Raw genomic sequence first — 6767 nt, 5'->3', positions numbered from 1 at the left:
GCTACTTACGCATCTCTATTCTTCGGCAGCGTCAGAGGTGTAGAAGAGACACCTGCATGACTGCCCACCCCCGCCTGGCGCGCCCCCGCGTTCCGCGCTTGCCGCGCGTTCCGCGCGTCCCGCTTCGCGCTTCGCATGCCTCGCGCCCCCGGCGCCCTCGCGCCTCCGCACCGCGCGCCTCCCGCCTCGCCGTCCGCGCGAGCCCCGCGCTCTGCGCGAGCCCCGCGCCCTTGGCGCCGCGCCCTCCCGCGCCCCGGCGCCGCGCAAACCCCGTGCGCCTCGCGCCACTGCGCCACCGCGCGTCCGTGTCGCTCCGCGCTCCGTGCCTCCCGTCTCGCGAGGGCTGTGCGTTTCGCGTCTCTGCGTCGTGTGCCGGACGTGCTGCGTGCCACGCTCGGGAAGTGGCGTGCCGTCCGGGCGGTTGTACCCGGTGTGCGCAGCGAAACCGACGTCGTGGTGATCGGGGCGGGGCAGGCTGGGCTGTCGGCCGCCTACTTCCTCCGGCGGGCCGGTCTGGAGTTCGTCGTCCTCGACCAGAACCCGGGGCCGGGCGGCGCGTGGCGGCACCGGTGGCCGTCGCTGCGGTTGGACAAGGTCCACAAGTTCCACGACCTCCCCGGCATGGCCTTCGCCGAGCAGGACGAGCACCGGATGGCCTCGGAGGTCGTCGCCGAGTACTTCGACCGCTACGAGCGCGCGTTCGACCTGCCGGTCCGGCGCCCGGTCGAGGTGGCAGCCGTGCGGGACGAGGGTGAGCGGCTCCTCGTCGAGAGCGCCGGCGACAGCTGGGCCGCCCGCGCCGTGATCAACGCGACCGGCACCTGGACCCGCCCGTTCTGGCCGCACTACCCCGGCCAGGAGACGTTCACCGGCCGCCAGCTGCACACCGCCGACTACCGCAGCGCAGAGGAGTTCCGCGGCCGGCACGTCCTGGTCGTCGGCGGCGGGACGTCGGCCGTGCAGCTGCTGATCGAGATCGCGGACCTCGCGAGCGGCACCACGTGGGTCACCCGCCGCCCGCCGGTGTTCAAGGACGTCGAATTCGGCCCCGAACTGGGCCGCGAAGCCGTGGCGAAGGTCGAGCGCCGGGTCCGGGCGGGCCTGCCGCCGGCGAGCGTGGTCAGCGTGACCGGCCTGATGCGGACGCCCCAGGTGCGCGACGCCGAGGCCCGCGGAATCCTCGACCGCAAGCCGATGTTCGACCACATCACCCCGACGGGCGTGGTGTGGCCGGACGGCAGTGAACAGCGCGTGGACGTGATCCTCTGGGCGACCGGTTTCCGCGCCGCCCTGGACCACCTGGCTCCGCTGCACCTGCGTGAACCCGGCGGCGGCATCCGCATGGAGGGCACCCGCGTAGCCGCTGAGCCGCGCCTGCACCTGGTCGGATACGGCCCTTCCGCGAGCACGATCGGCGCGAACCGCGCGGGCCGCGCAGCCGTCCGCGAGATCCGCCGGCTGCTCTCCACCCCGCGCGAGGCGCTGCCCACCGCAAGCTGACCTCGGACACCGCACGGGCCATCTCGGCAGCACGAGCCCAGTGGGAGGGGAGTGGGTAGTGAGGGTGCTGGCCGAGTTCGGTCTGGCGGGGCTCACTGCACGTGCGGGTTCGTTAGCGCAGGGCTGGGCGGGCCAGTGGCGCCGCTGCGGAGTGGGGGCAGTGGGGTGCCGGTTGTGTCTGGCGGGGCTCAGTGCACGTGGGGCTGGTGCGGTAGCGCGAGAGCACGGTGAGTTGGCGGGTCGGTGGTGGCGGGAGTGGGTAGTGGGGGCATGGCCGGGTTCAGCGCGCGGTGCGGGCAGCCGACCACCCGCACCGCCCGTAACCCGGCCCTCGCACCCGCGTACTAATTCGGCAGCGCGAACACCCGCCGGGCGTTGCCGCTCAGGAACAGGTCCTCCGGGGTCGCTCCCAGCTCCAGGTCGGGCAGTCGCTTGAGGGCCTGGGCCGGGGTCAGCATCGGGTAGTTGCTGCCGAACAGCACCCGCGTCCGGCCGCGTCCCCGCATGAACTCCACCAGCTCCGCGGGCAGCCGGTGCACCGCGTAGGCCGAGGTGTCCACGTAGAAGTTCGGGTACTTCGTCGCCAGGGACAGGACCTCCGCCAGCCACGGGTAGCCCACGTGCCCGCCCACCACGACCAGCTCCGGGAAGTCCAGCAGCACCTCGTCCAGGTACGGGATCGGCCGCCCCGGCTCCGACGGGCACAGCGGCCCGGTGTGCCCGATCTGCGTGCAGAACGGCACGTCCTCCTCCACGCACGCCACGTACACCGGGTAGTAGCGCCGGTCGTTCGGCGGCAGGTTCCACAGCCACGGCACCACCCGCACCCCGACGAACCCGTTCCGCACGCACCGCCGGACCTCCCGCACCGCCCGCACCGGATCCGTGAGATCCACCGACGCCAGCCCGGCGAACCGGTCCGGGTGCGCCGACACCACCTCGGCCACCTCGTCGTTCGTGATCAGCGCTCCGCCCGGCCCGTGCCACGCCGACAGCAGCCCGACCCGAACCCCGGCCTCGTCCATCGCGTCGAGCGTCGCCGACAGCCGCGGCACCCGGCGCGACATGTCCGTCCACCGCAGCAGCGTCTCCAGCCACGGCTGGTCCATGAAACGCTGGTTCGGCTGCTGCATCCACACGTCGATCACGTCAGCCATCGCTCTTCCCTTCGCCGGTCAACAACGTGCGAGCGGCCCGGGCCACCAGACCCGCGGCGGAAACCGGCGGTGGCCGCCCCTGCGCCAGATACCGCCGCACGGCCGCGTACGGCAGATCGATCAGCACCAGCAACAGCTCGTCGGTGCCCAGCCCGGTCGCCGACCGCACCGGCCGCAGCGCGGTCCGCAGGATGCCGTCGAGCTCGGCGTCCGTCCGGTCGGCCGCCGCCCGGTCCTCCGCCGACCACGTGTCGAACCCCAGCGCCCGCTTGCCCGCGTACAGCACCTGCGCCGCCGCGGGGTTCGAGCGGCACCAGCGCACCACCGAAGCCGTCGCCTCGACCACGTCCGCCACTGACGGCTCGTCGCCCAGGACCGCGCGGTAGTCGCTCTGGAACCGCCGCACCGTCCGCAGCCACAACGCGGCCAGCAACGCCGGACGGCCGGAGAACCGGTGGTACACCGACCCGCTCGGCGCCCCCACCGCACGCGCCAGGGCCGACATGGTCACCGCCTCGGTCCCGCCGGCGGCGAACAGCTGGAGGGCAGCGTCCAGCAGATCGTCGACGGGAAAACGAGGTGGCCTGCCCACGCTTCTAGAGACTACTCTCCAATACATGGTGGTCAACCTGCATGCGCGACGGATCCGGGCCGACCAGGCGGTGATCGGGGAGCTGCTCGACTCGCTCGGCGGCGCGCACGACCGCCTGTGGCCGCGGTACTGGCCCCCGATGCGGCTCGACCTCACCCCGGGCGCGGTCGGCGGCCACGGCCCGGTCCGCTACCGCGTCGAAGACCACGTACCCGGCCGCCTGCTCCGGTGCCGGTTCCTGCGTCCGCGTGGTTTCGACGGCTACCACGAGTTCAGCGTCCGGCCCGGCCCGGACGGCACGAGCGAGTTGCGGCACGTCATCGTGGTCCGGCTACGGCGCTCGGCGATGCTCACGTACCCGCTCTTCTGGCGTCCGGCGCACGACGCCGCGCTCGAGGACCTCCTCGACCGCGCCGAGCGGGAGGCCACCGGCACGGTCGCCCGTCCCGCCCGCTGGAGCCCGTACGTGCGGCTCCTCCGCGCGCTCGCTTGACAGCGCACCGCCCGCCCCCAAAGGTTTGACCCATGAACAAGGGCATGCTCACCCTCGGCCGGCTCCGGGAACTGGCCGAGGAGGGCACCGTGGACACCGTCCTCGTCGCGATGACCGACATGCAGGGCCGTCTCCAGGGCAAACGCTGCTCGGCCGAGTACTTCCTCAACGAGGTCGTCACCCACGCCACCGAAGCCTGCAACTACCTGCTCGCCGTCGACGTGGACATGAACACCGTCGACGGCTACGCGATCTCCTCCTGGGAAAGCGGTTACGGCGACTTCGTGCTGCGCCCCGACCTGTCCACGCTGCGCCGCGTGCCCTGGCACGAGGGGACCGCGCTCGTCCTGTGCGACGTCGAACGCGTCGAGGGCGGCGAGGTCACCGCCTCCCCGCGGCAGGTCCTGCGCGGCCAGCTCGACCGGCTGGCGCAGCGGAACCTCGCCGCTTACGTCGGCACCGAGCTGGAGTTCATCGTCTTCGACGACACCTACGAGCAGGCCTGGCGCCGCGGCTACCGCGACCTCGAACCAGCCAACCAGTACAATGTGGACTACTCGATGCTCGGCACCGCGCGGCTGGAACCGTTGCTGCGCCGCATCCGCAACGACATGGCCGGCGCCGGCATGTACGTCGAGTCCGCCAAGGGCGAGTGCAACCCCGGCCAGCACGAGATCGCGTTCCGCTTCGACGAGGCCCTGCGCACCTGCGACAACCACAGCATCTACAAGACCGGCGCGAAGGAGATCGCCGCCCAGACCGGCCGCAGCCTCACCTTCATGGCGAAGTACAACGAGCGCGAGGGCAACTCCTGCCACATCCACCTCAGCCTGCGCGGCACGGACGGCACGCCGGTGTTCGCCGAAGACCCGACGCTGATGCGGCACTTCATCGCCGGGCAGCTGGCCTGCCTGCGTGAGCTGACCTACTTCCTCGCGCCGAACATCAACTCCTACAAGCGTTTCGTGCCCGGCAGCTTCGCGCCGACCGCCGTCGCGTGGGGCACCGACAACCGCACCTGCGCGCTGCGCGTCGTCGGGCACGGGCCGTCGCTGCGGGTGGAGAACCGGGTGCCGGGTGGCGACGTCAACCCCTACCTCGCCGTCGCCGCGCTCATCGCCGCCGGTCTGCACGGCATCGAGAACGAGCTGCCGCTGGAGGACGAGTTCGCCGGCAACGCCTACCACTCGGACAAGCCGAGGGTCCCGGCCACGCTGCGCGAGGCGGCGGAGCTGCTGTCCGACAGCAAGGTGGCCCGCGCGGCGTTCGGCGAGGACGTCGTCGAGCACTACCTCAACGCGGCCCGGGTCGAGCTCGCCGCCTTCGACGCCGCCGTCACCGACTGGGAGCGCCAGCGTGGCTTCGAACGCCTCTGACAAACCGGTCATCGGCCTCACCACCTACACCGAAAAAGCGAGCTGGGGCGTCTGGCACACCGAGGCAGCCCTGCTCCCACGCTCCTATGTGGACTCGGTCAAGCAGGCGGGCGGAATTCCCGTCCTGCTCCCGGCAGGGGACAGCGACGTCCTGTCCGCCGTGGACGCGCTGGTCCTCTCCGGCGGCGCCGACGTCGACCCCGCGCGCTACGGGCAGCAGCCGCAGGACAAGACGGTGACCCGCCCCGAGCGGGACGCCTTCGAGTTCGCCCTCGCGCGCGCCGCCCTCGACCGCGGCCTGCCGGTGCTCGGCGTGTGCCGCGGCATGCAGGTCCTCAACGTCGCGCTGGGCGGCAGCCTGATCCAGCACCTGCCGGACCGCGTCGGCCACACCGAGCACCAGCCGTCCCCGGGCGTCTACGGCCCGACGCACGTCACGCTCGCCGCGGGCAGCCGCGTCGCCGCGATCCTCGGCGCGCAGACCAAGTGCCAGTGCTACCACCACCAGGCCGTCGACCGGCTCGGCGACGGCCTGCGGGCCGTCGGCTGGGCCGCGGACGGCACGGTCGAGGCCGTGGAGGTGCCGGGCGCGGGCTTCGTGGTCGGCGTGCAGTGGCACCCGGAACAGGACACGCAGGAAGTCCGGTTGTTCGCGGCCCTGGTCGCCGCGTGCCGGTGACCGGTCCACCCGAGGAGTACGGAGGAACAGGGATGCAGCGGTTCGACGGCCGGGTCGTCGTGATCGGCGGCGGCGGCAGCGGGATCGGCCTGGCCACCGCCCGCCGCCTGGCGAGCGAGGGCGCGAAGGTGGTGATCGCCGACATCGACGCCGAGGCCGGCAAGGCCGCCGCGGACGAGGTCGGCGGCGAGTTCGTCGCCACCGACGTCACCAGCGAGGAGCAGGTCGAGGCCCTGTTCCAGGCCGCGGTGGACCGCTTCGGCTCGCTCGACGTCGCGTTCAACAACGCCGGTATCTCCCCGCCGGAGGACGACTCGATCCTCACCACCGGCCTGGATGCCTGGCAGAAGGTCCAGCAGGTCAACCTGACCTCGGTGTACCTGTGCTGCAAGTACGCCATCCCGCACATGCGGCGGCAGGGGAAGGGCTCGATCGTCAACACCGCCTCCTTCGTGGCGGTGATGGGCGCGGCGACCTCGCAGATCTCCTACACCGCGTCCAAGGGCGGGGTCCTGGCGATGACCCGCGAGCTGGGCGTGCAGTTCGCCCGCGAGGGCATCCGCGTCAACGCCCTGTGCCCCGGTCCGGTGAACACGCCGCTGCTGCGTGAGCTGTTCGCCAAGGACCCGGAGCGGGCCGCGCGGCGCCTGGTGCACGTGCCGCTGGGCCGCTTCGCCGAGCCGGAGGAGATCGCGGCCGCCGTGGCCTTCCTGGCCAGCGACGATGCGTCGTTCATCACGGCGTCGCAGTTCCTGGTGGACGGCGGTATCTCGGGCGCGTACGTTACCCCGCTGTAGACTGAAGCCGGACAACTGAACAGCAGGCCGTCACGAGCCGGAGCGGGAGAGTCCCCAGGTCAGCTGGGGCGCCGAAGGAGCAACTTCCCCGCCAATCTCTCAGGTACCAGTTACCGCTCCGCGCCAGGCCACTCTGGAAAGCAGGCGCGCGCATCGCGTCTCACCCAAGGTGA

At 72.2% G+C, this 6767-nt stretch carries 7 protein-coding genes and 1 riboswitch; of the genes, 5 read left to right on the top strand and 2 right to left on the bottom strand.

The window, feature by feature from the left end; all coding sequences use genetic code 11:
- Positions 1 to 432 precede the first annotated feature (432 nt).
- On the top strand, positions 433 to 1500 hold the full coding sequence (locus tag D0D15_RS26780; protein WP_094004080.1) for an FAD-dependent oxidoreductase: 1068 nt from the start codon (positions 433 to 435) through the stop codon (positions 1498 to 1500).
- A gap of 344 nt (positions 1501 to 1844) precedes the next feature.
- Here D0D15_RS26780 and D0D15_RS26775 read toward each other — a convergent pair whose 3' ends face one another.
- Positions 1845 to 2657 (bottom strand): amidohydrolase family protein, encoded by an 813-nt coding sequence (locus D0D15_RS26775; RefSeq protein ID WP_094004081.1) that lies wholly within the window; start codon positions 2655 to 2657, stop codon positions 1845 to 1847.
- A complete protein-coding gene (locus D0D15_RS26770) occupies positions 2650 to 3249 on the bottom strand; it encodes a TetR/AcrR family transcriptional regulator (RefSeq protein ID WP_094004082.1) in 600 nt (199 codons plus the stop codon). Before D0D15_RS26770 ends, D0D15_RS26775 begins: the two co-directional genes overlap by 8 nt.
- Positions 3250 to 3274: 25 nt before the next feature.
- Between D0D15_RS26770 and D0D15_RS26765 the strand changes: the two genes are divergently transcribed.
- Genes D0D15_RS26765 through D0D15_RS26750 form a run of 4 tightly spaced genes read left to right on the top strand, consistent with a single transcriptional unit; the run spans position 3275 to position 6594 of the window.
- Positions 3275 to 3742: a hypothetical protein gene (locus D0D15_RS26765; protein WP_094004083.1), complete on the top strand. Its 468-nt coding sequence runs from the start codon at positions 3275 to 3277 to the stop codon at positions 3740 to 3742.
- 44 nt (positions 3743 to 3786) lie between these two features.
- Complete coding sequence (locus D0D15_RS26760; protein ID WP_369806773.1) at positions 3787 to 5118, top strand: glutamine synthetase family protein; 1332 nt, start codon at positions 3787 to 3789, stop codon at positions 5116 to 5118.
- Positions 5099 to 5797 carry a gamma-glutamyl-gamma-aminobutyrate hydrolase family protein gene (locus D0D15_RS26755; protein ID WP_094004085.1) on the top strand — a complete coding sequence of 233 codons (699 nt, stop codon included), beginning with the start codon at positions 5099 to 5101 and terminating at the stop codon, positions 5795 to 5797. Before D0D15_RS26760 ends, D0D15_RS26755 begins: the two co-directional genes overlap by 20 nt.
- 32 nt (positions 5798 to 5829) lie before the next feature.
- Positions 5830 to 6594 carry a 3-oxoacyl-ACP reductase gene (locus D0D15_RS26750; RefSeq protein ID WP_115944836.1) on the top strand — a complete coding sequence of 255 codons (765 nt, stop codon included), beginning with the start codon at positions 5830 to 5832 and terminating at the stop codon, positions 6592 to 6594.
- A 33-nt stretch (positions 6595 to 6627) separates the two neighbouring features.
- Positions 6628 to 6720: riboswitch (glycine riboswitch) on the top strand.
- Positions 6721 to 6767: the final 47 nt, after the last annotated feature.

The sequence above is a fragment of the Amycolatopsis thermalba genome (assembly GCF_003385215.1).
Classification (GTDB): domain Bacteria; phylum Actinomycetota; class Actinomycetes; order Mycobacteriales; family Pseudonocardiaceae; genus Amycolatopsis_E; species Amycolatopsis_E thermalba.
The sequence above is the reverse complement of the archived record's forward strand: the minus strand, read 5'-3'. Positions and strand labels throughout refer to the sequence as shown.

Bases quoted from the DNA above. Each gene is read 5' to 3' on its own strand.
- D0D15_RS26775 (WP_094004081.1), bottom strand. From the start codon at position 2,657: ATGGCTGACGTGATCGACGTGTGGATGCAGCAGCCGAACCAGCGTTTC.
- D0D15_RS26765 (WP_094004083.1), top strand. From the start codon at position 3,275: ATGGTGGTCAACCTGCATGCGCGACGGATCCGGGCCGACCAGGCGGTG.
- D0D15_RS26760 (WP_369806773.1), top strand. From the start codon at position 3,787: ATGCTCACCCTCGGCCGGCTCCGGGAACTGGCCGAGGAGGGCACCGTG.
- D0D15_RS26750 (WP_115944836.1), top strand. From the start codon at position 5,830: ATGCAGCGGTTCGACGGCCGGGTCGTCGTGATCGGCGGCGGCGGCAGC.